Origin of the sequence: Ensifer adhaerens (assembly GCF_000697965.2) — a bacterium.
Classification (GTDB): Bacteria; Pseudomonadota; Alphaproteobacteria; order Rhizobiales; family Rhizobiaceae; genus Ensifer; species Ensifer adhaerens.
Genome location: NZ_CP015882.1, coordinates 1354592 through 1379341 on the forward strand (window position 1 = coordinate 1354592; position 24750 = coordinate 1379341).

25 protein-coding genes are annotated in these 24750 nt (G+C 57.3%); 13 read left to right on the forward strand and 12 right to left on the reverse strand.

Annotated features, from left to right (window positions below):
• Positions 1–6: 6 nt before the first annotated feature.
• Genes FA04_RS33735 through FA04_RS33745 form a run of 3 tightly spaced genes read right to left on the reverse strand, consistent with a single transcriptional unit; the run spans position 7 to position 3376 of the window.
• Entirely contained in the window at positions 7–1224 is a 1218-nt protein-coding gene (locus tag FA04_RS33735) for an SAM-dependent methyltransferase (protein ID WP_034802214.1), read from the reverse strand.
• Positions 1221–2081, reverse strand: coding sequence for a DUF1365 domain-containing protein (locus FA04_RS33740; protein ID WP_335669416.1), 861 nt, complete (start codon positions 2079–2081; stop codon positions 1221–1223). The genes FA04_RS33735 and FA04_RS33740 overlap by 4 nt, the downstream gene beginning before the upstream one ends.
• Complete coding sequence (locus FA04_RS33745; protein ID WP_051659616.1) at positions 2018–3376, reverse strand: NAD(P)/FAD-dependent oxidoreductase; 1359 nt, start codon at positions 3374–3376, stop codon at positions 2018–2020. Before FA04_RS33745 ends, FA04_RS33740 begins: the two co-directional genes overlap by 64 nt.
• 89 nt (positions 3377–3465) lie before the next feature.
• Here FA04_RS33745 and FA04_RS33750 point away from each other — a divergent pair, with 89 nt between their 5' ends.
• The 3 genes from FA04_RS33750 to FA04_RS33760 are packed head-to-tail and all read left to right on the forward strand — an operon-like array spanning position 3466 to position 5265.
• Positions 3466–4179 carry a sigma-70 family RNA polymerase sigma factor gene (locus FA04_RS33750; protein WP_309139286.1) on the forward strand — a complete coding sequence of 238 codons (714 nt, stop codon included), beginning with the start codon at positions 3466–3468 and terminating at the stop codon, positions 4177–4179.
• On the forward strand, positions 4176–4847 hold the full coding sequence (locus FA04_RS33755; protein WP_034802209.1) for a ChrR family anti-sigma-E factor: 672 nt from the start codon (positions 4176–4178) through the stop codon (positions 4845–4847). The genes FA04_RS33750 and FA04_RS33755 overlap by 4 nt, the downstream gene beginning before the upstream one ends.
• A 13-nt stretch (positions 4848–4860) precedes the next feature.
• Positions 4861–5265 (forward strand): DUF2177 family protein, encoded by a 405-nt coding sequence (locus FA04_RS33760; protein ID WP_034802206.1) that lies wholly within the window; start codon positions 4861–4863, stop codon positions 5263–5265.
• 34 nt (positions 5266–5299) lie between these two features.
• On the opposite strand, the gene FA04_RS33765 is transcribed toward FA04_RS33760, so the two are convergent.
• From FA04_RS33765 to FA04_RS33785, 5 genes are read right to left on the reverse strand one after another with little or no spacing between them, the layout of a single operon-like run.
• Positions 5300–6070: an ABC transporter ATP-binding protein gene (locus tag FA04_RS33765; protein ID WP_082572972.1), complete on the reverse strand. Its 771-nt coding sequence runs from the start codon at positions 6068–6070 to the stop codon at positions 5300–5302.
• A gap of 23 nt (positions 6071–6093) precedes the next feature.
• Entirely contained in the window at positions 6094–7209 is a 1116-nt protein-coding gene (locus FA04_RS33770; protein ID WP_034802204.1) for a succinylglutamate desuccinylase/aspartoacylase family protein, read from the reverse strand.
• On the reverse strand, positions 7209–7952 hold the full coding sequence (locus tag FA04_RS33775) for an ABC transporter permease (protein ID WP_034802203.1): 744 nt from the start codon (positions 7950–7952) through the stop codon (positions 7209–7211). Before FA04_RS33775 ends, FA04_RS33770 begins: the two co-directional genes overlap by 1 nt.
• Positions 7949–8638, reverse strand: a complete 690-nt coding sequence (locus FA04_RS33780) for an ABC transporter permease (protein WP_034802202.1) — start codon at positions 8636–8638, stop codon at positions 7949–7951. Before FA04_RS33780 ends, FA04_RS33775 begins: the two co-directional genes overlap by 4 nt.
• Positions 8639–8692: 54 nt before the next feature.
• Entirely contained in the window at positions 8693–9430 is a 738-nt protein-coding gene (locus FA04_RS33785; protein ID WP_159416306.1) for a transporter substrate-binding domain-containing protein, read from the reverse strand.
• Positions 9431–9535: 105 nt separating this feature from the next.
• Between FA04_RS33785 and FA04_RS33790 the strand changes: the two genes are divergently transcribed.
• Together FA04_RS33790 and FA04_RS33795 are read left to right on the forward strand one after the other, a co-directional pair.
• On the forward strand, positions 9536–10450 hold the full coding sequence (locus FA04_RS33790; protein ID WP_034802198.1) for a MurR/RpiR family transcriptional regulator: 915 nt from the start codon (positions 9536–9538) through the stop codon (positions 10448–10450).
• A 495-nt stretch (positions 10451–10945) separates the two neighbouring features.
• Positions 10946–11641 carry an SDR family oxidoreductase gene (locus FA04_RS33795; RefSeq protein ID WP_034802197.1) on the forward strand — a complete coding sequence of 232 codons (696 nt, stop codon included), beginning with the start codon at positions 10946–10948 and terminating at the stop codon, positions 11639–11641.
• A gap of 173 nt (positions 11642–11814) precedes the next feature.
• On the opposite strand, the gene FA04_RS33800 is transcribed toward FA04_RS33795, so the two are convergent.
• Positions 11815–12372 carry a fasciclin domain-containing protein gene (locus tag FA04_RS33800; protein ID WP_034802194.1) on the reverse strand — a complete coding sequence of 186 codons (558 nt, stop codon included), beginning with the start codon at positions 12370–12372 and terminating at the stop codon, positions 11815–11817.
• A 384-nt stretch (positions 12373–12756) separates the two neighbouring features.
• On the opposite strand from FA04_RS33800, the gene FA04_RS33805 reads away from it, so the two are divergent.
• Positions 12757–13254 carry a TspO/MBR family protein gene (locus tag FA04_RS33805; RefSeq protein ID WP_051659619.1) on the forward strand — a complete coding sequence of 166 codons (498 nt, stop codon included), beginning with the start codon at positions 12757–12759 and terminating at the stop codon, positions 13252–13254.
• A 187-nt stretch (positions 13255–13441) separates the two neighbouring features.
• Here the strand turns inward: FA04_RS33805 and FA04_RS36265 are convergent, their stop codons facing one another.
• Positions 13442–13957 carry a hypothetical protein gene (locus FA04_RS36265; RefSeq protein WP_234798842.1) on the reverse strand — a complete coding sequence of 172 codons (516 nt, stop codon included), beginning with the start codon at positions 13955–13957 and terminating at the stop codon, positions 13442–13444.
• 113 nt (positions 13958–14070) lie between these two features.
• On the opposite strand from FA04_RS36265, the gene FA04_RS33815 reads away from it, so the two are divergent.
• Positions 14071–15096 carry an IS1595 family transposase gene (locus FA04_RS33815; protein WP_034802192.1) on the forward strand — a complete coding sequence of 342 codons (1026 nt, stop codon included), beginning with the start codon at positions 14071–14073 and terminating at the stop codon, positions 15094–15096.
• Between the two features lie 839 nt (positions 15097–15935).
• Here FA04_RS33815 and FA04_RS33820 read toward each other — a convergent pair.
• Positions 15936–16397, reverse strand: coding sequence for a hypothetical protein (locus tag FA04_RS33820; RefSeq protein ID WP_034802190.1), 462 nt, complete (start codon positions 16395–16397; stop codon positions 15936–15938).
• A gap of 38 nt (positions 16398–16435) precedes the next feature.
• Between FA04_RS33820 and FA04_RS33825 the strand changes: the two genes are divergently transcribed.
• Positions 16436–16726: a hypothetical protein gene (locus FA04_RS33825; protein WP_051659614.1), complete on the forward strand. Its 291-nt coding sequence runs from the start codon at positions 16436–16438 to the stop codon at positions 16724–16726.
• 12 nt (positions 16727–16738) lie between these two features.
• Here FA04_RS33825 and hemH read toward each other — a convergent pair whose 3' ends face one another.
• Positions 16739–17785, reverse strand: a complete 1047-nt coding sequence (gene hemH, locus FA04_RS33830; protein ID WP_064817088.1) for a ferrochelatase — start codon at positions 17783–17785, stop codon at positions 16739–16741.
• A 222-nt stretch (positions 17786–18007) separates the two neighbouring features.
• Here hemH and FA04_RS33835 point away from each other — a divergent pair, with 222 nt between their 5' ends.
• From FA04_RS33835 to FA04_RS33855, 5 genes are all read left to right on the forward strand, one after another.
• The gene (locus tag FA04_RS33835) at positions 18008–19231 is read left to right on the forward strand and encodes a putative DNA modification/repair radical SAM protein (RefSeq protein ID WP_034799993.1); all 1224 of its coding nucleotides are present in this window, start codon (positions 18008–18010) and stop codon (positions 19229–19231) included.
• Positions 19228–20667 carry a UdgX family uracil-DNA binding protein gene (locus FA04_RS33840; RefSeq protein ID WP_034799994.1) on the forward strand — a complete coding sequence of 480 codons (1440 nt, stop codon included), beginning with the start codon at positions 19228–19230 and terminating at the stop codon, positions 20665–20667. The genes FA04_RS33835 and FA04_RS33840 overlap by 4 nt, the downstream gene beginning before the upstream one ends.
• A gap of 263 nt (positions 20668–20930) precedes the next feature.
• On the forward strand, positions 20931–22466 hold the full coding sequence (locus tag FA04_RS33845) for a sensor histidine kinase (protein ID WP_034800026.1): 1536 nt from the start codon (positions 20931–20933) through the stop codon (positions 22464–22466).
• A gap of 155 nt (positions 22467–22621) precedes the next feature.
• The gene (locus FA04_RS33850) at positions 22622–23728 is read left to right on the forward strand and encodes a PAS domain-containing protein (RefSeq protein WP_034799995.1); all 1107 of its coding nucleotides are present in this window, start codon (positions 22622–22624) and stop codon (positions 23726–23728) included.
• A gap of 13 nt (positions 23729–23741) precedes the next feature.
• Positions 23742–24140: a response regulator gene (locus tag FA04_RS33855; RefSeq protein ID WP_034799996.1), complete on the forward strand. Its 399-nt coding sequence runs from the start codon at positions 23742–23744 to the stop codon at positions 24138–24140.
• Positions 24141–24750 lie beyond the last annotated feature (610 nt).

Consider the following 24750-nt stretch of genomic DNA (forward strand, 5'->3'; position numbering starts at 1 on the left):
CCTCCGTCACGTTGGTTCGAGCCGGAACTGGTAGACATCGATGGTCCCGTTGCGAAAGCCGGCGGCGCAGTAGTGAAGGTAGTAGCGCCACAAGCGCTTGAACCGTTCGTCGAATGCAGCGGATTCAATCTTGTGCCAACTTTTGAGGAAAGCACCTTCCCACAAGAGCAGGGTTTTCTCGTAGTCACGGCCGAAAGAAAATGCATCCCGCACCCGTAGGCCGGAAGTGACAGCCTCCTGCCTGAAGACTGCCGCAGAAGGCAGCATGCCACCGGGAAATACATAGGTTTGAATGAAATCGGCGTTTTGCCGATACCGCTCATACCGCCTCTCGTCGATCGTGATGACCTGGATCAGCGCTTGTCCGTCAGGAGCGAGGTTCGTGCGCAGCTTCTCAAAGTAAACCGGCCAATTCTCCTCTCCCACGGCTTCGAACATCTCTATTGAGACGATCTTGGTGAAACGTCCTTCACAATCCCTATAGTCTTGCAGCCGCACCTGGGCCAACGGAGACAATCCCTTGTTTGCCAGCCGAGCTCTCGCAAAGTCGGCCTGCTCCTTCGACAAAGTCAGCCCGGTAATGCGACACCCCGTGCGCGAGGCCGCGTACTCCATAAACCCGCCCCAGCCGCAACCGATCTCAAGAACATGATCTTGCGGACCGATTCGCAGCTCACTCAGGATCCTGTCGTACTTGGCTTGTTGGGCTTCACCGAGTGACTGCCCTTGCCGCTCAAAGATGGCGGCAGAGTACGTCATCGTCTCATCGAGCCATGCGCGGTAGAAATCGTTCCCGAGGTCGTAATGGAACGCGATATTTCGGCGGCTCCCGGCACGGGAGTTTCGTCTGAACAGATGCCGGAGGTAAGCGAGGCGGCTTATTAGCGGGCGAGAGGCGAGCGCTGGCTTGAGGGTCTCTTCGTTGGCAAGCGCCAAATCCATAAGCGTTCCCAGGTCTGGCGTCTCCCAGTCGCCATCAAGATAGGATCGAGCAAACCCGAGGCTGCCGCTTGTGAGCATACGCCAGACCGCTCTTGAGTTCGTAAAGACGATCGCTGCAGTCGGACCGGGGACGTCGCCTTTGACCAAATGCACTGCCCCACAGGGGAACTCCGCGCGCAACTGCCCGCGTTTGATACGGGCAAGCCAACCGCATACTATTCTTTGCCACAGCGGGCGGCCCGACGATATTGAAAATGCCGCACCCTGATCAAGCTCGCTCATGCCAAGGTGTCTTTCTGTTCGAAACGGGAGACAATCGTTGTGGCGACCCGCAGGTCCGCCGGTCGATGACGATGCACGGGCATGCCCTTTAGCCAGATCTTGAGCGCCTCCCAATGGATCGCACCCATTACTTTTACTGTCATCATGGGGTGTTTCAGGAAGGTTAGAAAAAGCCTCTTATCCGAGATCTCTTCCCTTTCTCCGGAAAATACAGCCGTGAGAAGTCGCCCGTCACAATCGTTTTCGGTTATGCCGACGAACACGGTTTCCCCCGGCGGCCTGAGGTTGAACTCATAGCGGCAATCCATGGGTACAAACGGAGAAACGTAAAGTTCTTTGACGCACGACTGCCGGATCGCTCCGCCCTCGTCGTCGCTCACCGGAATGACATAGGTATGGCGTTCGTGGAATGTGTTGCAGACCTCATAGAGAACGGCCCGGACTTGGCCATCGCTTGCCTCACAGTAAAAGACCGTCAAAGGGTTGAAAACGTAGCCGAGTATGCGGGGATAACATAGCACACGGATACGCATCTGCTTCACGTCCACCCCGGCCTCGGAAAGCTGGCGTTCGACCCAACTGCGTAGCGCGCCTACTTCACCATTCCCGTGATCGCTGTCGCGAAAACTGAACAGAGCAAAGCGATTATGGCCGAACAGGCGCAACTTGCTGTCCAGCCAAGCCAACTCGTCCAGATCGAGGAGCAGCGAAAAGACCCTGTAGGAAAGCCTATGCCGGCGGGGTCTAAACCGAACGTGGCACACCTGGCCGCTGTAAAGAGCCGACCTCGACATCATTGAGCCGCCGCGTAACCGATCTCGCAGGGGAGCCTGCCAGAATCGTCGCGGACCGTCCATGGACGCCGCTCGCCGGAGATGGCCTCGGCAACCGCAAGCCCGGACTGCAGTCCGTCTTCGTGAAATCCGCTGCCGAAGTAGGCCCCGCAAAACCAGACACCGCCGCGTCCTTGGAGATCCCAAAGCTCCTTTTGAGACGCCAACGCTCGCTGATCAAACAGGGGATGGTCATAATCGAATGTCGCGATTATCCGCTCACTGGCTATCTTTTGATGCGGGTTCAGCGTCACAAAAAGCGGCGTCGCCGGATCGATCCCTTGCAATCGGTTCATCCAGTAGGTCACACAAAGCTGGCGCTCACCACAATCATCCGACGCGCCAATGTAGTTCCAGCTCGACCACACGTTTCGCCGCCTGGGCATCAATGAGGTATCTGAGTGCAGAACCGCCTTATTGCTTGTGTAGCTGATCGCGGACAACAGCTCTCTTTCACGTGCGTCAGGCTCGGCAAGCATCGCCAGCGCTAGATCGGCGTGAGTTGCGATGACCACATCCGTGAAAGTGTCACGATTGCCATCACGATCTGTTATGACCACCGTCCCCACCTCGCGGCGGATCTCCCGGACTGCCCTTCTTGTTCGAAGCTCACCGCAATAGTCCGACATCAGCCTGCTGACATATTCTCGGCTTCCGCCGGTTACGGTTCGCCAACGAGGTCTGTCCGTCAATGCAAGCAAACCATGACTGTCGCAGAATCGAATGAAGGCATGCAGCGGATAATCACGCATGCGTTTGGTCGTTGTGGACCAGATCGCAGCGCCCATGGGAAGGAGATGATCGGTAACAAAGGCATTGCTGTAGCCATTCTCGTCGAGATACTCCCCCAGCGTCTTGCTAGCGAGATTTAGCCGATTAAGAGCTTTGGGAGCTTCTCGATAGAAGCGCAAAATGTCTGACAATATTCTCCAGAAGCGCGGACGAAGTGCGTTTAACGGTTGACCGAACAAGCCTGTCAATCCAGAGCCCGAGTATTCGAATGCCCCGCCATCCAATGAAGCGGAGAACGACATATTGGAAGCTTGGGTCGGGACGTCAAGGTGGTCAAACAGCGCTACAAGGTTGGGATAGTTGCGATCGTTGTACACGATGAACCCGGTATCGACCGGAACCGGTCCAACAGCCGTCGGCGCGAGGACGGTGTTGGCATGACCGCCAGGTTTGTCGCCGGCTTCGTAAAGAACGACCTCTAAGCTTTTACCGAGTAGCCAAGCCGCGGACATTCCCGAGATACCGGCGCCAATCACAGCGACACGCCGTTGCCCGAATTCACCCCTCATACCCCGATCAAACCGCATGTTATCCCCTCAATCTGACGAACAATTACGAACGCACTACGAAAAAATCTCCCGATCGGATTGATCACCTTGAAAAATTTTGGACAACAATGATCCAAGAAGCAGAAGGCATCGTAATCGGTGCCATGGAGACAATTCTTGCGATTTCCGCTACCGCTGTTCCAGATATCCCATTTGTTCGATCTGGGCATGAGCCGCTGATCGACCTTGGGAGGCAGAAGAAGCGTGGACGCATGGTAGAGCCGGGCGGGGAACTGACTAAAGATGAAGCCTGCTCTCTGCTCGAGGCAGTCGGTCGCAAGCGAGATATTGAATCTTTCGAGGCGCTGTTTCGCTATTACGCTCCGCGCGTAAAGGCCTATATGGCGCGCCTTACGCGTGATCCAAACATCGCCGAGGAATTGATGCAGGAAGTGATGATCACCGTTTGGAACAAGGCAGGCCAGTTCGAAGCGACACGCGGTAACGCAGGTACGTGGATCTTCACGATTGCCCGCAACCTTCGTATTGACGCCTACCGCAAGAACCGGAGGCCGGATTTCGACGTCAATGACCCCGCATTTGTGGCAGACGATGCCAAAAGCGCGGAGAACGAGCTGGCGGAACGCCAGGATGCGACCCGGTTAAAGGACGCCATGAAGGACTTGCCTCAGGAACAAATCCAATTGCTGACGCTGTCGTTCTTCGACGATTGCTCTCACAGTGCGATTGCCACCAAGCTGAACCTGCCGCTCGGAACGGTGAAGTCGAGAATCCGACTTGCCTTTGCGAGGCTTCGGGCTGCGCTGGAGGACGGAAAATGAATATCCGTCATCATGTGAGCGACGAATTGCTGGTGGGATATGCATCCGGCACGCTTGAAGAGGGTTGGCGGCTTGCTGTTGCAACGCATCTTGCGTTGTGCCCCAACTGCCGGACAAGACTGACTTTGATGGAGAATACGGCCGGAGAGTTGCTCGAGAGCATGGAGCCAGTGCCAATAGAAATCTCGTCTTTCGATCGGTTGAAAGAGCGCCTACGAACCGCGGAATCTCACCCAAGCGTCTCGCCGAAGCAACCTGCGAGAGTAATGCAAGTCGTTTCGCCGCCAACCATCCCGGAACCGTTGCGATCCTATCTTGGAGGAGATCTGGCGGAGCTGAAATGGAAGTCTCTGGGACGTGGCGCCTATCACATTCCGATCAAGCTGGCCGATCGGTCGACAACGGCCCGTCTGCTTCGCATACCGGCCGGAAAACCCGTGCCGGAACACAGCCATGGAGGGCGCGAATTGACGCTAGTGCTCAGCGGAAGCTTCAATGACGGAGAACTCTTGTTCGCCCGCGGAGATATAGAGGAGGCAGACCCGAGCGTTGAACACCAGCCCCTGGCAACGCCTGAGCAAGATTGTATCTGTCTGGCGGTAACCGACGCGCCGCTCAGGTTCCGGAGCTGGTTTATGCGTTTGCTTCAACCTGTCCTTCGGATCTGATCGGAGGCGACGGATGACCTACGCGATATCCTACGTGGCGACAGCGATCGTCTTTCTCGGCTTGGACTTTTTGTGGCTGACCGGGTCGTCGAAATTCTATCGCAGCCGAATTGGAGAGCTTCTGCTCGAGCATCCAAATCTCATTGCCGCCGCTGCATTTTACGTCATTTATGTAACCGGTGTTTCATATTTTGCCGTCATACCTGCGCTCAGCTCCGGACGTTGGACGACAGCACTGGTATCGGGAGCTCTGCTCGGCCTTGTCGCTTTCGGCACCTACGACATGACAAATCTGGCAACGATCAAGGGGTGGTCGTTGGAGGTAAGCTTGGTGGACATGGTGTGGGGTGTCTTCATCACCACGGCGTCCGCTCTCGCCGGATATTTTTCCGTTTCGGCCGTACAAAAGCTGATTTGACCCCAACTCGGAGATTGAAGCGGCCAGGGGCCGCTCAATTCGTGTGACGCGAAGAAAGAAAGCTTTGAAGACGTTCGGAACTCGGATTGCTCAGAACGTCGCGTGGATCGCCCTGTTCCTCGATCACACCTTGGCTGAGAAAGATGACATGATTGCCAACGTCGCGGGCAAATGCCATTTCGTGGGTGACGACGATCATGGTCCTTCCCTCCTCGGCCAATCCCCGCATGACCCGAAGCACTTCGCCGACAAGCTCCGGATCAAGCGCCGAGGTCGGCTCGTCGAAAAGCATGATCTCCGGTTCCATCGCGAGCGCCCGGGCGATCGCAACTCGCTGCTGTTCTCCGCCCGAGAGAAATGCCGGAAAGGCATCGCGGCGGTGCGACACGCCAACCTTTGCCAAGTATGCGTCGGCTCGTTCAGCGGCCTCAGCGCGGCTTATCCCCTGTACGCGCATCGGCCCCAGCATCACGTTCTCCCTCGCCGTCATGTGGCCCCACAGGTTAAATTGCTGAAAGACCATTGATAACTGCGAGCGCATCGAAGCGAGCTTCTTGGGGTCATGTACCGTCAGGTCTCCGCTCGACGCCTTTCTCAGGTCAAGTTTTTCTCCCTGAAACCGATAGCTGCCCTCACACGGGAGCTCCAGGAAATTGAGGCATCGCAAGAACGTGCTTTTTCCGGAGCCGGACGCGCCGATCATGGAAATCACATCTCCGCGCCTCGCGCTGAGCGAGATGCCTTTGAGCACCTCAACGGAGCCGAACCTCTTTCGGATGTTGGTCACTTCGAGCATCGCTGTCATAGTCTGTCTCCGCGCCTTGGCGCTCATGGGCTTAAAAGTGGACCGTTGCGGAACACATCGTTGCCGGCGATCTTGCCAAGGCGTTTACCGCGCTCGGCGATGCGGCTGTCAGCGCGTGCGTAGAACACACCTGATGTCTGCGCCTTCACGGCCGTCACCGTTCCTGAAAGCGGGTCGATGATCTCAGCTATCACATCACCAGCCCTTACATGATGGCCAAGGTCGAGTGCGTAGCTCACGACCCCCGCAGACGGTGAAATGACAGCTTCTGAACCTGCGAGCGGGGTGGGCTCGCACAGCTTGGCCGGCGCCTGCGCGGCCGAACCCTTGACGACCCCTAGATCGCGTAGGAACTCGACGATCGCCTCGGCGTCGCTCCGGGCGCGTCGCCGATCCACATCGCTACGACCGCGCAACTCAACGGTGGTCGAAGCGCAGCCAAGCGGGATGTTTTCGTCGGGCAGCGCTCTTGCCAGGTCCAACCATGGGCGCACGAGGGCCTCGTCGAACGGATTGAGTCCTGAGATCTCAGCAAGCAGCACCGCTCGGGCGTGAAGACGCGTCGCAAGCGACGAGAATATCCGTGCGAAATGCGGTTGCGTGTAGAGATGAACTTCAGCCTCTCCATCACAATGAAGATCCAGCACATAATCGGCATCAATCGCAAGTTTCATGAGGCATTTTCGAACGTTGTCCGAGGGGGTGACGACGTGCCATTCCTCAACCAGGGCCATCAACTCGGCGCGGATGACGGCCGTGTTAGCGCTAGCGTCTGTGCCCAAGCGGTTGGAAAGCCGGGCGGACAGCTTGGGTCCGAAATCCGGATAATGCCGGTTGAAGTTCCGTCCGTCATAAAGATCGAAACGGCCTTCCTGCTGACCAAGGGAAAACTGAGACAGCCCGACCGGATTGGCAACCGGAACGACCCGAACGCAGCCGAAGATCGCGTCGGCCGCCTCAAGCTCCGCCAACGTCTCGCAAAGCGCATGCGCGACGATGATGCCGGGAGCCTCGTCGGCATGGAGACCACCTTGAATATAGACGAGTGGCGTGTCTGCGTGCCGCCCGAATTCGACACATTTCAAGCTATGCCGCGTGCCGGGTCCCTGACCTTCGATATCAAAGATTGTCTCTTTCATCACGCAACTTTCGGGTTGAGATGCTCGGCTGGCTTCTCTCTGGCGTTCGGAGCGTTCGAGCGGGAGAGATGCCGCAAAAAGTGCGTCTCGAGCCAGCGGAAAAAAGTGGTGAGACCGATGGTCAGACACAGATAAATTGCGGCGGCGACGCCGAAGGATTCCGCCAGCACGAGATAATTGGTGTAGACGTCGCGCGCGACCCGCATCACCTCGACAATCGTCACCGTGCTCGCAAGGGCGGTGGCATGCATCATCATTACCACCTCGTTGCCGTATTGCGGCAGTGCGCGACGCCAGGCCGATGGCCAGATCACGTACCTGAGAACCGCCGCGCGGCTCAAGCCGATCGAACGTGCCGCTTCGATTTCGCCTGGCGCCGTGGTTCGGATCGCGCCGGCGAATATCTCGGTCGTATAGGCGACAGTGTTGATCGTCAGCGCAAGCCACGCGCAAAACCACGGAGAGCGGAATAGCGGCCATATCGCGCTGCTGCGCACGAATTCGAACTGAGCAATTCCGTAGTAAATGACAAACAGCTGAACAAGAAGCGGCGTGCCGCGGATGCCGTAGGTGAACAGCCATACCGCGCGAGAAAAATGGGGCGACCGCATCGAGCGCACGAGCGCCAGTGGCACCGAGACCGCAAAACCGCTGACGACGACGGTTGCCAACAGGATCAAAGTGTTTACCAGACCGCCCGCAAATGCCGGCAGGTTATCGGCAACGATTTCCCAGTCGATCATGCAGCACCTCCGCTGCGAACGCCGCGTGAAGAAAGCTTCTCAAGCGCTCCGAAGAGGAGAACCGAAAATGTGGTGACCGCGAGATAGATGAGGCCGATAAGCGCGTAGAAGGTAAATGGCTCCCGCGTCGCCGCAGACGCAAGCCCGGCCCGGTGGACCATATCGTCGAGCCCGATGATCGAAACCAGCGCTGTCGCTTTCAACATGACCAGCCACGTATTCGTCAGGCCGGGCACGGCATGCCGTATCATCTGCGGCAGCAGAATGTAGAAGGCCACCTGCCAGCGGGAAAGACCATATGCAAAGCCAGCCTCGATTTGCCCCGCCGGCACGCTCAGGATCGCTCCCCTGAACGTCTCGGTCAGGTAAGCTCCGAATACAAAGCCGATTGTGCTAACGCCGGCTATGTAGGGATCGACATCGAGATAACCCCACCCATAGGTTTCGGAGATGGAATTGAGCAGGATCTGGCCGCCGTAGAAGACGACGAGCATAACAAGCAAATCCGGCAAAGCGCGCACCGTCGTCGTGTACGCGGCAGCCGACAATCTTGCCGCTTTCCCGCCGTAGACCTTTGCAGACGCGCCAATCAGGCCGATAACACAGGCGATCGCCAGTGAGACCGACGCCACGCTGAGGGTCACACGTAGCCCCCCCAGAATCATCGGTAGATAACCTTGGAACATGGAACAGCACCCCTTGCGACCGGCGCCGCCCAGGCGCCGATCGCGGGAAAAGAACTACTTCTTTGCCGATTGCGGCGTGACGTCGAAGTCGAAGTATTTGCCCGACAGTTGGTTGTAAGTACCGTCGCTCATGATGGAAGACAGAGCGGCATTTACTTCCTCGCGCAGAGCGCCATCTGACTTACGCACGGCGATGCCGACGCCGCCGTCGGCGTCCTCGCCCAAGAAGAGGGTGTCGCCGACTTGCTCAAAGTCCTTTCCTTCGGGCTTCTTCAGAAAAGATTCGGCCGAAACGACCGACGATCCGAAGGCGATGTCCCCGCGGCCCGACGCCAGTTCCAGGTAGACGGCCGGCTCCTTGTCCACCGCCAAAACGGTGCTGTCAGGGTAGTTTTTCGCAACATACTCGGCCCGCGGAGAGTTGCGCAGGACGATGATCGTCTTGCCCTTTAGTTCTTCCGGCGACCAGCTCTTGTAGTCACCCTTGCGCGCCACCCATCGCGACGGGACGTCGTAGTAGGGGTTGGAAAAGTCGACGACCTTCTTGCGCTTTTCGTTGATCGTCATCGAAGCCACGATGATATCGAACTTCTTGGCATTAAGCGCCGGGATCATCCCGTCCCATTCTTGCTGCACCATCACGCAGTTCTTCTTCATCTTCGCACAGATCGCATTTGCGATGTCGATATCGAAGCCGGAAAGCGTTCCATCGGGAGCAACTACTGAGAAGGGCGGATAGTTTCCTTCCACCCCTATGCGAAGATCCTCCGCAAACGCAGTACCGGCGAGCATCGTTGTGGCAACGATTGACGCGAGAAATTTCATTCGCATGCGATTTCCTCCCAAAATCAGCTAAGCTGACTTCTCAATGGCAGGATATTTTCATAGAGTCAACAAATGAAAGAAAATTTTCAGACATCCCTCACCTGGAACGCAGAAGCCGATCGACGCTTCGCCACCTCTGCTTTAGGTCTCGAACTCAGCAGGCTGCTGCGGGACGGATCGGCTTCGCAGCGGGCACTGTCCGGTTTTGTGCTCCGGGACCCGATGTTCGTGGCAACGCATGGCATCGAGGAACTTGCTTCTGCAACGGGAACTTCGGCTTCAAGCGTCAGCCGTTTTGTTCGAGACCTCGGATTGGCGGGCTTTTCGGAGTTTCGATCGTCCATCGCCGCTATGGTGAGCGAATTGATAGCGCCTGTCGCCAAGCTCGATGCCTCGATAAGAGACCTCGATAAACGCAGCCAGGGTGTCGAACTCAGCATCGAGGTGACGGGCTCCAACATCGACGCGCTCAAGAGCCCGCAGACCGCCGAATACATACGCGTTGCTTGCGGTGACATAAGAGCGGCTCGAAGGGTATTCGTGATAGGCTTTGGCCTTTCTGCGCACCTCGCGGCAATGCTGGTCCTTTCGCTGCAACCTTATCGAGACGAAGTTGTGAATGTTGCTCAATACGGAGGAACGGAGTCGGCTGCCGCGCGTGCGATGTCGATTGGAGAAGGCGACGTACTGGTTGCAATATCTCTTCCCAGGTATTCCAGGGATGTTGTCGAGATCGTCAGATTTGCGCGTGACAAAAAGGCGAAAATTGTCGCCATAACGGATTCTCCAGCCGCTCCGCTGGCTCAATTCGCCGACCGATTGCTTCTCGCGCCATCCAGACACCCGGTTCTTTCGGCCACAAACGTCCCGGCCATGGCAATCATCGAAGCCCTGGCGTCCGACTTCATGCTGGCGGATCCTGACAATGTCAGGCGAGCAGAGCAGCTTGCAAAGGCTATTTCGTCATACCTGACCGAAGGCGATTGACGAGCCCACCATCCCTTAAGGCCACGAAGGATCGAAGGGTAGCCATCGGTGCTCTCGCTCACAGGTCAACTTGCCGAGGATCCACTCACGCGTCGTTGTCCTATCAAATACGCCCTCTCTCCCGTCGCGTCCGCTGGACAGGGCATATCCGTCGCCTAAGGAAACTTTTGGCGATGCCAAGCGTGAGTCCTCTATAGGGGCCGAACTCCCTCTGCTGCGCCGAAAAACCTTCGCGGCCACGCTATGCGATAATCCAACGAGCCGTTCCCCTCGTAAACGCTCTTGGGTTTTCAAACGGTGTTCCCCCATGAAATGCTGTCGCAGACTGATCTTTATTTTTGGCGACCAAGAGCTTTCGGCAAACCGAAGACTTCAACACCCCTACGCCACCTGACGGCGCATGACGCAGGACCGGAGAAATGAGTATCGGCAAAGCGCCAGCGCTTTCCTGCAACGTCTGGACGAGGGTCTTGGTGTTTAGAGGAGGATTGAAAGATGCCGCTTACGTCACTTGCTAAAGGATACCGCGCGGTTGTTTTGGGAGCCAGCGGCGGCATTGGATCCGCAATCGCCGGCGAACTCCGGTCCGATCCCAATTGCCTGCAGCTTGTAACGCTCTCGCGTAGGGACAATTCCTTCGATATCACAGACGAAGAGAGTGTCGCAGCAGTAGCAGCGGAGACTGTAGATGGGCTGCATCTTGTTTTTTGTGCGACCGGCGGACTTGTTGTCGACGGCGTGGGTCCTGAAAAATCACTCAAGCAAGTCGACCCAGATGTGATGATGCGGCAATTCGCGCTGAACGCGATTGGACCGGCACTCGTTCTCAAACACTTCGCGCCGAAGCTCGTCCGCAGCGACCGCGGCATAGTCGCCTTCCTGTCTGCCCGGGTCGGGTCGATCGGAGACAATCGCCTGGGGGGCTGGATTTCCTACCGAGCGTCGAAGGCTGCGCTCAACCAGATCGTCCGCACAGCTTCCGTAGAACTGAGCCGCACCCATCCGCGCGCGGTGGTCGTCGCACTCCACCCAGGAACGGTCGCGACAAAAATGACGGCAGACTACTCCACTCACCACCGCCGGTTGGATCCCAGTGAGAGCGCATGTGCAATGCTCCGGGTTATTGATCGGTTGACGCCGGAAAATACCGGAGAGTTCTTCGACTATGATGGCCTGCCCGTTGAGTGGTGAGCATTGTTAGGGGGCACAGCACTTAGATCTTTGGTCCACGGCTAAAACGTCCGGTATTTCAAGCATTGCCATCGTTTGACGGTGAACGGCGCAGGGACCGATGTTGCCAGTTTGCCGCCGACCTAGCCGGCGGCAAACGCATGTGGTCAACCACGACCCGTTCTTATGTTTTACTACGCTTTCGGAAGCAGCACTTTGTCGATCACATGAATGACACCGTTTGACTGCTTGACGTCGGCGATCGTTACAGTGGCAATGCCACCCGTTTCGTCAGTGAGTGTGATCTTGTCGCCATCCATCTTTGCCGAAAGCGTGCAACCGCCCACGGTCTTGACTGAATGGTTCCCTCCGTCATCGGCAATCATCTTGCCGACTGCATCGGAAAGCGCATTGGCAGCCACGACATGACAAGTCAGCACTTTGGCGAGCTTTTCTTTGTTCTCGGGTTTCAGGAGTGTGTCGACAGTGCCGGCAGGCAAGGCATCGAAAGCTGCGTTCGTCGGCGCAAACACGGTGAACGGGCCATCACCGGACAGCGTATCCACGAGACCGGCGGCTTTCACTGCTGCAACGAGTGTCGTGTGGTCCTTCGAATTTGCTGCGTTTTCCACGATGTTTTTGCTTTCGGACATGGCCGCTCCACCGACCATGGGGTTGTCGGCATTAGCAGCGAAGGCTACGAGAGCGAAAATAGACGCGATCGCGGCGGTACGTCTTAGGGACCGTTTCATTCGTGCATTCCTCCTTGCTGGCCCGCACCATGCGGGCGTTCCCAACCGATGTTCGCCAGACGTTGTCCAGCACCATCAATACGCCGTCTTTACCAAACTGGATCACCGTCGCGTCCGATATGACCGACGCTGCGGGAAACCGACCCAATGTTGGACCGCTGCTTCAGTGAATGCGTGAGAACGGGATTGGGCTCGCCGGGCCGCGTAAGATCCCAACTTCAATTCGCTGATCCAATCAGCAAGGTCATACGTAAAGCAAGAAAAGTCAGCCGTCGGCTCGCGCTTCGACGGCAACCGCTCGCCAGCGCCGCCAGCGGATCTGGCAGTCCTCACCGAATGAGACAGGTCTGGTCAGCGTTGGCCACCGCATTAGGGGGTAGAAGAATGTTGCAACGAACTTCCACTGACAAAAGAAGATGGGTCCGTGCGCTGGCATTTGCGATTGTACCGGTCGCCGCGACATCCATGCTAGGACAATTGGCGACCTATCCAAACCTCGAACGCTGGTATTCAGCGCTGGAAAAGCCGAGTTTTAATCCTGCGAACTGGGTGTTTGCTCCGGTCTGGACAACGCTTTACATCCTCATGGCTTACGCTGCCTGGCGGCTCTTGATCCTCCCTGCCAGGACGCCGGGCAGGCTGACGGCACTGGCGCTATTTTACGTTCAGCTCGCCCTCAATGCGTTGTGGTCCTGGATGTTCTTCGCCATGCAAAGTCCGGTCGCCGGCCTGGTGAACATCATCGTGCAAATCGGGTTTATCCTCGCAACGATCGCGCAGGCCTGGCGCCTCGACAAGAAAGCGGCACTTTGCCTCTTGCCGCTGGCAGCGTGGGTCTCCTTTGCGGCCGTACTGAATTTCGCAATCTGGTTCCTCAATTGATGGCGTTGGCGCGAAGGCAATAGGTGTTCTCGCTTTGACGCATGCAACGCTCTGGACAGCTCAAATGTGCTCGGCCGCTAGCTCCATGAAGACATCTTTGCGGCATTAGGTAGCAAAAGCCACCAAATGCGGCTTATGTATTTGACTCGTATGAGAAATTCATTGTTCGGCGAGTGCGTCGCGGGTTTTAAGATAGCACCTGTAAGAGAGCCGATGGTGAACTGAGGAAGCCGCCAACTACCAGGCCAACGAATCCTAACGCCAACGCTCCGACGATGCCGTGGTTTTCCCAGCCGATGTAAGCACCTACAGCGGTTGCTGTCGCGATGATCGAAACCGTCCATAGGATTTTGATCAGCGAAACCGCACGACGAATGGCTGTTGGTTTGTCTTCGGTCATGCGGACATCAACTTTCTCAAACGCCTGTGTCTTCGATGTAAGTACGGAAAACCCATTCCACCAGAGGTTCAGGTTCATCATCCGTTGCAGCGGATCATTTCCGTTCTCGCCAACCGCTTTTACGGCCTCGGCAATTAACCATTTGAGCCTTTCTCCGATCGACTCCCGCGGAAAGTCCAGGTAAGAACCTGGGTCATGTTCAGGATGATACGCATACAGCTCTGATCTCCCCGCGGCCTTCGGCCGCCGATCCGCTGTGCCTGCCGTCGACCTCTGGAGCCTGAACATGACGCTCATCGCCATCGCTACCGCCGCCATTGCCCACCGCAGCTACGCTTCGGTGTTGGCCGTCAGTGCCATGGGCGGGGGCTTGGAAATACGCCCGACCTTACTCCGGATCGCGGAGGGGTTGAGCCATGGCGAACCCCGACGACACGCCCAAGGGCCAGCATTTCCTGCTGTCGCCAGAGTGCCGAACGCTGACGGTGCTCGATCTCGCCAAGATGCGGGATACGACCGCCTACAACTGGTTTAAGCGTCTGCGCTGGCACGAGACGGAGGGCGAGCCTTATTGCCCTAAGTGCGGAACGCTGCGCTGCCACACGATGAGCCGCGACCGCTTCAAATGCACTGAGAAGACCTGCAAGGCCGTGTTCAGCGTCACCTCTGGCACGGTGTTTCATGCACGCAAGCTGAGCTTCAAGAAGATGCTCATCGCCATCTGGTTTTCGGCGAACTCGGTGAAGGGCAAGGCGGCGCTCCAGCTCTCGCGCGAGATCGGCGTCCAATACAAGACGGCCTGGGCGCTCCTCATGAAGCTGCGCGAGGCCATCGCATGGCGCAGGGAGGAGATGGTGCTCGATGGCGAGGTCGAGATTGACGGTAAGTACGCTGGCGGCCACATCCGTCCTGAGAATAAGGCAGAGGATCGCATCGACCGCCGCCTCAGGAAATACCAGAACATGAAGCGTCTGTGCGCTCTTGCGATCCGCCAACGCGGACTGGGAGGCCAGACGTTTACCCGGATCATCCGAGACGAAGACAGCAACGCAGCCTGGGCTGCCGTCCGTGATCACGTGTCGCGGGATGCAACGGTCTTCGCGGACGAGCACGGCAGCTATAACGACCTGGCTGGCCTCAACGAGCTGCAACGCGTCAACCACTCAAAGGCCTATCAGACCGACGACGGAACAAACACCAACCAGGTCGAGAGCTTCTTCTCGCGGGTCCAACGAGCCTATGTCGGCATCCACCATCGGTTTTCGTTGAAATACTTCGACTGGTACGTGGCCGAGCTCGCATGGCGCGAGGATTGCCGACAGGTGAGCAATCGCAATCATACGTTCCAGGTGCTGGGCAAGGCACTGTCTCGCCCGACGTCACGCTATCTGTGTGGGTACTGGCAGGGCAACAAACCGCCGGACCTTATCTGGGAAGGCTAAGCGGCGACCTCCCACAGAACCTTACGACCGTCGAACTGGCCGGATTGCCGAACGCGTCCTGCAGTCGTCAGTTGGGTCAGGACCGCCGACAGGCGGTGTGCGATGTCTGAATGGCCGCAACCTTGGCTGCGCAGTCGGTCACCGAAATCGGTTCTCCTGCTTCGCAGCGCCGGCCCGCCGAATACGTAGCGCCATACCGACCCGGACTTCTATTTCTCCCGGTATAACGGTTCCCCATCACTAGAAACCGAACACAAGAAAGAACGAAAACCTCCCGACGAAAAAACACATGAACGCCATCGTTGAAATAGCAAAGATTGTAAAAAGAAATATAAACTGAAAGAAATCAAGATAATTTGCTAGCGGCGTCATTTGATTTTTATCGAGTCAAATTCAGCATAAAGTCTATAATACATAAACGAAACAAATATATTAAATCCACACGAAATGTATGCATTGTAGTTCCTGTACATAACTTTTGATTTCGTAAATTCACTCAAAATTTCTCGATCATATGTTACATATATATATGAGAACGCAATTGTCGCGACGAGGATAAACAATACTATTGATAGCCCCCACAGAACCAAAGACTTCTCTTTGCTAGACCATGAAGTCGTCGGCATTTGGATTCCCCGATCTCATTGAGAGTCGCGCATAATTATAAATCGCCTGAATGCAACACGTGTACATTGGGCGGACGTTGCAAGTAGAGCCTCTAATTTAGTGCAACAACAATATGCAACCTAGTGTTATTTTGTGGATGCAGTGCACGCGGCCGCTCGAAGCATGCAGATGCACTTCCCCGGCATTAGGTAGCCGGACCTGATCTGGGAAGGCTAAGCGGCGACCTCCCACAGAACCTTACGACCGTCGAACTGGCCGGACTGCCGAACGCGTCCCGTAGTCGTCAGTTGGGTCAGGACCGCCGACAGGCGGTGGGCGATGTCCGAGAGGTTCTCTGGCTCGCTCGGGATTCCGAGCTTGGCTGCAAACTTCGCGGCGCAGTCGGTCACCGAAATCGGTTCTCCTGCTTCGCGGAGGACCTCCAAGACGGCCTGGCGCTTGTTTACGCCGCTCATCGCCGCTTTCACCTCGGACGACGACGACTTGGCCTTTCGAGAGCGGTTACCCTCTTCAGGTACCGTCAGCGCCGATCCCTGATAGTCGGGCTCGTAGCTCAGGATGACGCGGTCCAGCGCTCTCATCAGTTCCTGAATGTCTACCCGCTCCCTTTCAAGCTGCTGCAGCCTGTCAGTCAAGGCGGCTCGCTTCTGCTTCAACTCGTACGCTACACTCATTCGAGGCTCCGTTTTCACCGGAAACCAGGGTAGTCGGGATGCCATTTCAGGTCTGGTGGTTTTTGCTACCTAATGCTGCATCTTTGGCTAAGATCGGGCGAGCCCGCGTCGCCCTTGCGTTGCCTCGTCATCGTGAACAGCTAGGCGCTCTGGACGGCGAGCAATTCGATCTTCTTTTCGAGACCTACGCGCTTGCCGCGATGAGGGTCGACGAACTTTTGAGGAAACAGTCTCCTGAGCAAGACCTTAGACGGTATCGCGAAATATGCCTGGACATCCAGGAAGACATCACCTTGCTGCTTGGACGTCTGCAAAGGCAATTCGAATGAATTTGGGGTGCCTTAGCCGTTATTCTTGCCGGTTCCCTGTAGCCAGCCGGCAAGCTCCCGGCGCACGACGTGTTCGAGCACGGCCATGCCTTCGGCGCTGTCGTTCAGACAGGGGATGTGGGTGAACTTCTCGCCGCCATTGTGATGGAAGCTTTCGGCCGCCTGCTCGGCAATCTCTTCCAACGTTTCCAGACAGTCGGAGACGAAGCCCGGGTTGAGGACGGCAATGCGCTTGACACCGTCCTGCGCAAGTTTTTCGACCGTCTTGTCGGTATAGGGCTGCAGCCATTCCTCAGGCCCGAAGCGCGACTGGAAGGTGACCTGCAGCTTCTCCTTCGACCAGCCGAGCTTTTCGCGCAAAAGCCGCGCGGTCTTCTGGCACTGGCAGTAGTAGGGATCGCCCTTGTCGAAATAGCTCTTCGGAATGCCGTGGAAGGAGGTCAGAACCACCTCCGGCACCCAGTCGAGCGTCGCCAGGTGACGCTCGATCGAGGTTGCCAGAGCGTCGATGTAGACGGGATCGTCGTGGTAGGGCGGAACGGTGCGCAGTGCCGGCTGCCAGCGCATCTTCAGAAGCGCCTCGAAGGCCTTGTCATTAACGGTGGCGGTGGTGGCGGCGGCATATTGCGGATAGAGCGGGAAGACGAGAATGCGTTCACAGCCGGCCTTCTGCAGTGCGTCCATGCGCGAGGCGATCGACGGCTGGCCGTAGCGCATGCCCCAGTCGACGATGACGTTAGGCTGGTCGGCGAAGGACTTCGCCATCAGTTCGGACTGGTTGCGGGTGTAGGTCCGGAGGTAGCTTTCGTTCAAGTCCTTGTTCCAGATCGTCTCATAGGCCTTGCCGACCTTGCCGGGGCGGGTGTTGAGCACGATGCCGAACAGGATCGGGTACCAGAACAGTCGCGACCACTCGATCACCCGGCGGTCGGTCAGAAACTCCTTCAGGTAGCGGCGCATCGAGGTGTAGTCGGTGCCATCAGGCGTGCCGAGATTGACCAGGAGAACTCCGATGTTGCCGCGTTTAATAGTGGGGTGGCCGGCAGTTTTTTCGAGCATCACATCCTTCTTCATTTATCAACTCAATTGAATACGGATGGAATGCGGGATGGATCAGCGGCGACTGAAAATTCTGAAGCGACCAGGGAAAGCGTTCTTGATTGAAAGCTGCGATACTGGAAGCGGAACACAGCGACCGTTCATCTTTCGACATTCGCCTGCGGCTCCCCGCGAAACCTTGACGAACATAACATGAACATCTAAAGTCGCGTCATGACACCTATGGCACTTGGAAAGAAGCTGGCGATCCTATCGGACGCAGCCAAGTACGACGCCTCATGCGCCTCGAGCGGTGGCGAGAAGCGAGATTCACGCAAAGGAGGAATAGGATCTTCCGGTGGGAGCGGTATTTGCCATGCCTACACGCCAGATGGGCGATGCATATCGCTTTTAAAGATCCTGATGACGAACTTCTGCATCTTCGACTGTGCCTATTGCATCAATCGCGTCAGTTCCAATGTCGAGCGCGCGCGGTTTAGCGTCGAAGAAGTGGTATCATTGACGCTCGAGTTTTACCGACGCAACTACATTGAAGGCTTGTTTCTCTCCTCAGGTATCATCCGCTCGCCTGACCAGACCATGGCCGATATGGTCCGCATTGCCCGAACGCTGAGAGAAGTCCACGGTTTTAAAGGCTACATTCACCTCAAGACCATCCCCGACGCACAGGCTGAGCTCATTCGTGAGGCCGGCCTTTGGGCCGACCGGTTGTCAATAAATGTCGAACTGCCAAGGGATTCGAGCGTAAGGAAGTTCGCGCCAGAGAAGCGGCCGGAAACCATTCGTGCCGCCATGGCACAGGTTCGGCTGGAAGGTGAAGCCGCGCAAGACAAGACCCACACCGGCCGCAAGCCGCAACGCTTTGCCCCTGCCGGCCAGAGCACGCAGATGATTGTCGGCGCTGACGGCGCCGACGATACCGCCATCCTGTCCTGCGCAACCCGGCTTTATAGCGGTTACAAGCTGCGGCGCGTTTACTATTCGGCGTTCTCACCGATCCCGGACGCTTCCTCTGCGCTTCCCCTGGTTCAGCCACCGCTTGTTCGGGAGCACCGGCTCTATCAGGCCGACTGGCTTCTGCGATTTTATGGCTTTACGACCGACGAGATCGCGACCGGCACGCAAGGAGGCTTTCTGGATCTGGAGCTCGATCCGAAGACGGCATGGGCGCTGCAGAACCGGCAATTCTTTCCGGTCGACGTCAACCTCGCCTCCCGCGATACGCTTCTGCGCGTGCCGGGATTTGGGACGCGCGTGGTCGACCGCATCATCACCGCGCGACGCAATCGCCGCCTCCGTGTCGAGGATCTCGCTCGAATGGGAGCGCTGACACGCAAGGCCCGCCCCTTCGTTGCCCTGCCCGGCTGGAGCCCCGGCGGTTTGACGGACAGCAGCGATCTGCGCGCGCGCCTGGCGCCCCCGCCAAAGCAACTTCAGCTTCTATGACTTACGGGGTCTCACTTCCGGACAAGGGAACTTTTGATGCCTGGCGAAATGCCGCCAGGCGCGCTATCAGCCACCGGATCGCCCCCGACCAAATTGACTGGAATAGCGCGGGCGGCCTATTCGACAGGGCCTTTCTCCCGGAGACTCCAGGCGAGCACGCAGCACGCGTTCCTCAAGCCTTCATGACTTTGGCGCAGTCCGTGATCTGGCATTCAGCACCAGAAGGCTTGGCGCTCCTTTATCGCGCGCTTTGGCGCCTCGACAGGCGCGAGGGCGAGCCGCTCTCGCCCGCCGATCCGCTCGGTCGCAAACTGTCGCTTATGCAGAAATCCGTCGCACGGGACATTCACAAGATGCATGCATTCGTTCGCTTCCGCGAAATCTCAGCAGAGGGACCGCGTCGACGCTTTGCTGCCTGGTTTGAGCCGACGCACAATACGCTGGAGCCGGGAAGCGCTTTCTTTGCCCGCCGGTTCGGCGACATGGATTGGATGATTGCGACGCCGCGCTTGACCGCCCTTTTTGTTGACGGCGCGTTGACCTTTGATCAGGGTGGCACGAAACCAGACCTGCCGGAGGATGCGGCCGAGAAACTTTGGGCAGCCTATTTCGTCAACATCTTCAATCCGGCCCGCATCAAGCTCGACGCCATGCAGTCGGAGATGCCGAAGAAATACTGGCACAACCTGCCGGAAACGCGCCTGATCCCCGAGATGCTCGCCGCAGCGGAAGCACGGGTGCAAAAGATGCACGAGGCGGGCATCTCCGCGCCGCGAACGGGCGCAGCCCCCGTGTCCGAGCGCTATCGGGCCTCAATGCCGCAGCCGCCCGAGCAAATTGACACCCTGGAGGAGGCATCGAAGGCCGCGGCACAATGTCGGCGTTGCGACCTTTGCGAATCCGCGACGCAGACCGTCTGGGGTGAAGGTGCCGCTGACGCGCAGCTCATGATCGTCGGCGAACAGCCTGGCGACCGGGAAGATATCGAGGGCCGCCCGTTTACGGGGCCGGCCGGGCAGTTGCTTCGGGCATTGCTTTCCGACGCCGGTATAGACGCAAGGACGCTGTGGCTGACGAACGCCGTCAAGCATTTCAAGTTCAGCCCACGTGGCAAGCGGCGCCTGCACCGCAATCCGGACCGCGGCGAAATTGCTCATTGTCGCTGGTGGCTGGGACTGGAACTGACCCTTGTCAAACCGAAGTTGACGGTGGCGCTTGGCGCCTCCGCGGCCTTCGCCCTCACAGGCGACAACCGTCCAATGGCGGAGCGGCGGGGGGAGATTGAAACCGGTCTTCACGGCGGCCCCGTCCTCGTGACATGGCATCCTTCCTATATCCTGCGTGCAGGCGACCCAGCAGCCGCCACGATCGCCCGAGATGATTTGGCGCGAGACCTGGCTAAGGCCATGGCAGTTATCTATGAAAGAGGAGTGTAGCAACTCAACCAGAGCCCGTACGGAGTTACCGAATATGCATCCTCCGGCCGTACGAGGGAATGGCGAGAGTGAAAGAGAGGCACGTACTGCTTGGTCGCTTGGCGCTTCCCAGCCTACCCTACTCTTGAGGATCTATCGGCCGGAGCTTCCATGATGCCCAGGTGCTTGGTAACCAGGACTGAAAGGCGTCCGATCGAGGGGTGGAGTTTCTTGCATTGGATTAGAAGCCTTCTAATATGTACTCAGGTTTTAGGGACTGGGGCATGGTGAGAAGTCTGACGGTTACGGTGTCCAGAGCCGCGACGTTCGTCATTGCGGCAATGTTCGCGGCGCTTGTCGTGCTACTGAGCCTGTGGTTATACGAAAGCTATCATGCCGCAATACGGCGGACCGAAGAGCGCGCAATTGCCGCCTCGAAAATCGTATCCACGAACGCCTCATGGATAAACGCGCTCTCGGCACAGACACTTCAACGAATTGATGACGCTCTTGGACCGACGCTGGGCATTGCCACGGATGAAGTCAAGAACATCAACGAGGCGGTTTCTAATCTTCCGGGTCAGGTTCAGGCCTACGTCGTCGACCGGAATGGCCGGACACTTCTGTCCACCGATCCCGATATAAAGCCCATCGACATAAGGGACCGCGAATACTTCGCCGCCGTCGAAAAGGGAGCGAAAACTTTCGTTTCCGGTCTCCTGGTCAGCAGACTCAACAATCAGCAGATATTCGTGTTCAGCCGGCGCCTGGAACGGAACGGCGTGTTCGTCGGCGCTGCAATGGTGTCGTTCCAAGGGAGCGACCTGCTGAGGGATGTTTGGGAGGCCGTCTCTCTCGGCACGAATTCGACTATCAGCATGATCCGCAAGGACGGAGAACTCGTCGCACGCTACCCCGCCCCCGACGGTCCGTTGAACATGAGCAAGTACGTATTGTTTACAGACTATCTTCTCTCCTCGCCCAACGGGACTTACGAGGCAATATCTCCAGCGGACGGCGAGCACCGTATGGTCGCCTATCGGGTTGTTGAGGGAACGGACATCGTTGCGCTCGCGTCGGCTGACTACCGTGTCGGGCTGGTCCCCTTCCGCAATGACGTCTTCATCGCGATCGCCGTTATGGCACTTGCTGCCGCTTCATCGCTTGCCGCAGGAGGATGGGTCAGGCACCTCGTTAAGCGCGATGTGAAGAAATCCGCCCAACTTGAGGCCGCACTTGAGGACAATCGCCTTCTGCTGCGCGAAATCCATCATCGGGTCAAAAACAACTTTCAGGCTGTGCAGGGCGTCATCCGCATGCAGCTACTGCCGCCCGAGTCACAGAAGTCGCTCTTTGACCGGATCGACGCCATGATCGCGGTCCATGAGCAAATATATGATCGCGACCAGTTCAACGCCCTGTCCGCCCGTGATCTTATCCCGTCGATCGTGGACAAACTCGTCAGCGCCTATTCTGACAACGTATCCGTACGGTACGATATCGGTGCGTTTGACCTGAGACCCGAACAGGCCACGGCCGTCGCGCTCCTGGTGAACGAGGTCGTGACAAACAGTCTTAAATACGCGTTTCCGGACGGCCGCCCAGGGAAGCTCGAAATAGCGTTCAACAAAGTGTCTTCGCGCCGCTCCCTGCTTACCATCTGCGACAACGGCGTGGGCTTCGACACATCGACTGTGCGCAAAGGCATGGGCAGCCGTATCATTCGCGGGGTCGTAAGTCAGTTGCGCGGTTCATTCGAATACAAGTCAACAGAAGGCACGCACTTTATCGCGCAAGTCGAGCTCGGTCTAACAGACTGAGGAGCAACCTCGTTAAGACTGTTTGCGTGACCTCATAAGATGCCGTGTGCGCCCCCATTTCGGAAAACCTTGAAAACACAGAACGCGCGGATAGATACCTATCATCTGCAATCCGTTGTTTGGGTGGCCCGCAACAGCCGACCTGGATGAGCAAAATGGCCGACGAAAACCACCTTCGTGACGCCCGTGATGCGGGCGACCGCCTCTTAGCTTCACACCCATCTGAAGATCCATTCGCGGCTGCGTTCAAGGCCACACGCATGCCGATGCTAATTACCGATCCAAGGCAGGACGATAATCCCATCATCTTTGCAAACCGAGCCTTCACCGAGTTGACGGGCTACAGTCAGAATGAGTTGGTCGGCCGGAACTGTCGCATTCTCCAAGGGCCGGACACGGACAAAGCGGCGATCGCTAAGATCAGGGATGCCATTTCAGAAGCGCGCGATGTCTCGGTCGACATCCTCAATTACCGTAAGGACGGTGGCAGCTTCTGGAACGCGCTGTTTGTCAGCCCCGTCCGCGATCAGGCCGGCGCAGTGATCTACTTCTTCGCGTCACAACTCGACTTCACGAGCACCAAAAGCAAAGAAGCCGAGCTGGCCAAGGCGCGCCAGCTTGCGGAAGAGGAAGTCTCAAGTCGCACTGCGGAGCTCATGGAAGCGCTGCGCGTGAAAACTGCCCTTGTCCACGAGGTCGATCACAGGGTTAAAAACAACCTTCTGACAATCGCCTCGATCATCAGATTGCAAATGCGGATGACCAGCAACGCTACGGTCGCACAGACACTTAAATCAATACTCGACCGCGTCGAGGCTCTGAGTGCCGCGCAAAGGAAGCTTCTCAATGATAACCGCGTTGGTCAGTTCGATGTGGCCGATTTCGGTCGAGACCTGATTACCGAAATCGTGGGTTCTCTGAAAAGGCCAGACATCATCTTAACTACGGACCTTCATTCTGTGACAGTCTCGGCGTCGAAAGCTTCGGCCCTCGCCCTTATCGTTAACGAACTCGTTGGTGATGCAGTCAGACGCGGCCTCAGTGATGGCGGGGGCGAAATACACCTCGAAATCCGAAGGCTCAACGGACACTTGCTCATACGAGTCCTGGACACGGTTACACCCGTCGAGGTCGACAAAGAACAAGAGTCCTTCAGCCGCGCCATGCTTGACGCCTCGATCAGGCAGCTAAGGGCAACCAGCGAGCGAGAGGTTTCCGGTCACCGCACGGAAGTTCGTGTAACGCTGCCGGTAGGAGATTAGGAAGGGCCGATATTTGCGAACCCTTATTGTCGAAGACGAAATGCTCCTGGCCCTGCAACTTGAACATGAGGTCGAGTCCAGCGGTTACAGGGTTATAGGCCTGGCAAGCGATGAAAGCGAAGCGATTGCGCTCGTCGAGCGAGAACAACCAGAGTTCGCTTTCGTCGATATCCACCTGCGCGATGGTCCGACTGGTATTGATATCGGTCGATACTTGGCCTCGAGGGGCATCCCCTTCGTTTTTGTCTCAGGCAACCTTAAACGAATTCCGGCGGACTTCGCGGGTGCACTCGGCGCTATCGAGAAACCTTACTCGGCCAACGGCCTACAAAACGCTCTGTTGTATCTCCGGGCGGTGTTATCTGGAGAGGATCTGCCACCACCTCCCTCAAGCCTGACAATCTTTCAATAAAGCATCTCCGGAGTAGCGCCGGCGCCGTCGATTATCTCACACCACTTGCTCTGATCGCATGCCTGTGCCCATCTCAAGTGCCGAGCAGCTGGTGTGTTTCGGCGACAGCGCCGCTCGCCCGCTCAGACCCTTACTGCACCGCCAGAACGTTCTGCCGGCCGAACTGGCTCTTATGCAGTCTTATCCGAGCCGCGGAACGCGGGCCTGCGCTTCGCTTGGACGCAGTCTGGTACGAGCCGCAAACGTCAGGCCAGCTTGAACGCGCCACTCGCCCCGCAGATGCTTACGGGGCGAGACATTCCTCGCATATGCCACAACCATCGACGTCCATACGTGAGGCTGGGAACTGCTTTTGACAACACTGACACGTCAAAGTGCTCCGCGCGTCCCGCTTTACGGGCGCAGGCGGGATGATTTCGATCACGCGATCGGTAGGGAGTTTTCGTGCCATCTGGTCCATCTCGAGGCTCCATGTCGAGGGTGGAATCTGAGATAGGAAGTGCTGAGGCTTGTACAAGATAATGCTCTCAAAGAGTCTTCGCTGACGCTTTCATCGGTCGTCCCTCGTTGAAAGGCCGATGGCTTCGACAACCAATCGCTTGTCTAACAC

Excerpts from the sequence above, each read along its gene's own strand:
- FA04_RS33745 (WP_051659616.1), bottom strand. The coding sequence starts at position 3,376 with ATGCGGTTTGATCGGGGTATGAGGGGTGAATTCGGGCAACGGCGTGTC.
- hemH (WP_064817088.1), bottom strand. The coding sequence starts at position 17,785 with ATGCTCGAAAAAACTGCCGGCCACCCCACTATTAAACGCGGCAACATC.
- FA04_RS33800 (WP_034802194.1), bottom strand. The coding sequence starts at position 12,372 with ATGAAACGGTCCCTAAGACGTACCGCCGCGATCGCGTCTATTTTCGCT.
- FA04_RS33760 (WP_034802206.1), top strand. The coding sequence starts at position 4,861 with ATGACCTACGCGATATCCTACGTGGCGACAGCGATCGTCTTTCTCGGC.
- FA04_RS33820 (WP_034802190.1), bottom strand. The coding sequence starts at position 16,397 with ATGAGTGTAGCGTACGAGTTGAAGCAGAAGCGAGCCGCCTTGACTGAC.
- FA04_RS33825 (WP_051659614.1), top strand. The coding sequence starts at position 16,436 with ATGCCATTTCAGGTCTGGTGGTTTTTGCTACCTAATGCTGCATCTTTG.
- FA04_RS33795 (WP_034802197.1), top strand. The coding sequence starts at position 10,946 with ATGCCGCTTACGTCACTTGCTAAAGGATACCGCGCGGTTGTTTTGGGA.
- FA04_RS33805 (WP_051659619.1), top strand. The coding sequence starts at position 12,757 with ATGTTGCAACGAACTTCCACTGACAAAAGAAGATGGGTCCGTGCGCTG.
- FA04_RS33790 (WP_034802198.1), top strand. The coding sequence starts at position 9,536 with ATGAAAGAAAATTTTCAGACATCCCTCACCTGGAACGCAGAAGCCGAT.
- FA04_RS33840 (WP_034799994.1), top strand. The coding sequence starts at position 19,228 with ATGACTTACGGGGTCTCACTTCCGGACAAGGGAACTTTTGATGCCTGG.
- FA04_RS33770 (WP_034802204.1), bottom strand. The coding sequence starts at position 7,209 with ATGAAAGAGACAATCTTTGATATCGAAGGTCAGGGACCCGGCACGCGG.
- FA04_RS33755 (WP_034802209.1), top strand. The coding sequence starts at position 4,176 with ATGAATATCCGTCATCATGTGAGCGACGAATTGCTGGTGGGATATGCA.
- FA04_RS36265 (WP_234798842.1), bottom strand. The coding sequence starts at position 13,957 with ATGGCGATGAGCGTCATGTTCAGGCTCCAGAGGTCGACGGCAGGCACA.
- FA04_RS33740 (WP_335669416.1), bottom strand. The coding sequence starts at position 2,081 with ATGGACGGTCCGCGACGATTCTGGCAGGCTCCCCTGCGAGATCGGTTA.
- FA04_RS33775 (WP_034802203.1), bottom strand. The coding sequence starts at position 7,952 with ATGATCGACTGGGAAATCGTTGCCGATAACCTGCCGGCATTTGCGGGC.
- FA04_RS33845 (WP_034800026.1), top strand. The coding sequence starts at position 20,931 with ATGGTGAGAAGTCTGACGGTTACGGTGTCCAGAGCCGCGACGTTCGTC.
- FA04_RS33750 (WP_309139286.1), top strand. The coding sequence starts at position 3,466 with ATGATCCAAGAAGCAGAAGGCATCGTAATCGGTGCCATGGAGACAATT.
- FA04_RS33815 (WP_034802192.1), top strand. The coding sequence starts at position 14,071 with ATGGCGAACCCCGACGACACGCCCAAGGGCCAGCATTTCCTGCTGTCG.
- FA04_RS33850 (WP_034799995.1), top strand. The coding sequence starts at position 22,622 with ATGGCCGACGAAAACCACCTTCGTGACGCCCGTGATGCGGGCGACCGC.
- FA04_RS33835 (WP_034799993.1), top strand. The coding sequence starts at position 18,008 with ATGGCACTTGGAAAGAAGCTGGCGATCCTATCGGACGCAGCCAAGTAC.
- FA04_RS33735 (WP_034802214.1), bottom strand. The coding sequence starts at position 1,224 with ATGAGCGAGCTTGATCAGGGTGCGGCATTTTCAATATCGTCGGGCCGC.
- FA04_RS33785 (WP_159416306.1), bottom strand. The coding sequence starts at position 9,430 with ATGCTCGCCGGTACTGCGTTTGCGGAGGATCTTCGCATAGGGGTGGAA.
- FA04_RS33780 (WP_034802202.1), bottom strand. The coding sequence starts at position 8,638 with ATGTTCCAAGGTTATCTACCGATGATTCTGGGGGGGCTACGTGTGACC.
- FA04_RS33765 (WP_082572972.1), bottom strand. The coding sequence starts at position 6,070 with ATGACAGCGATGCTCGAAGTGACCAACATCCGAAAGAGGTTCGGCTCC.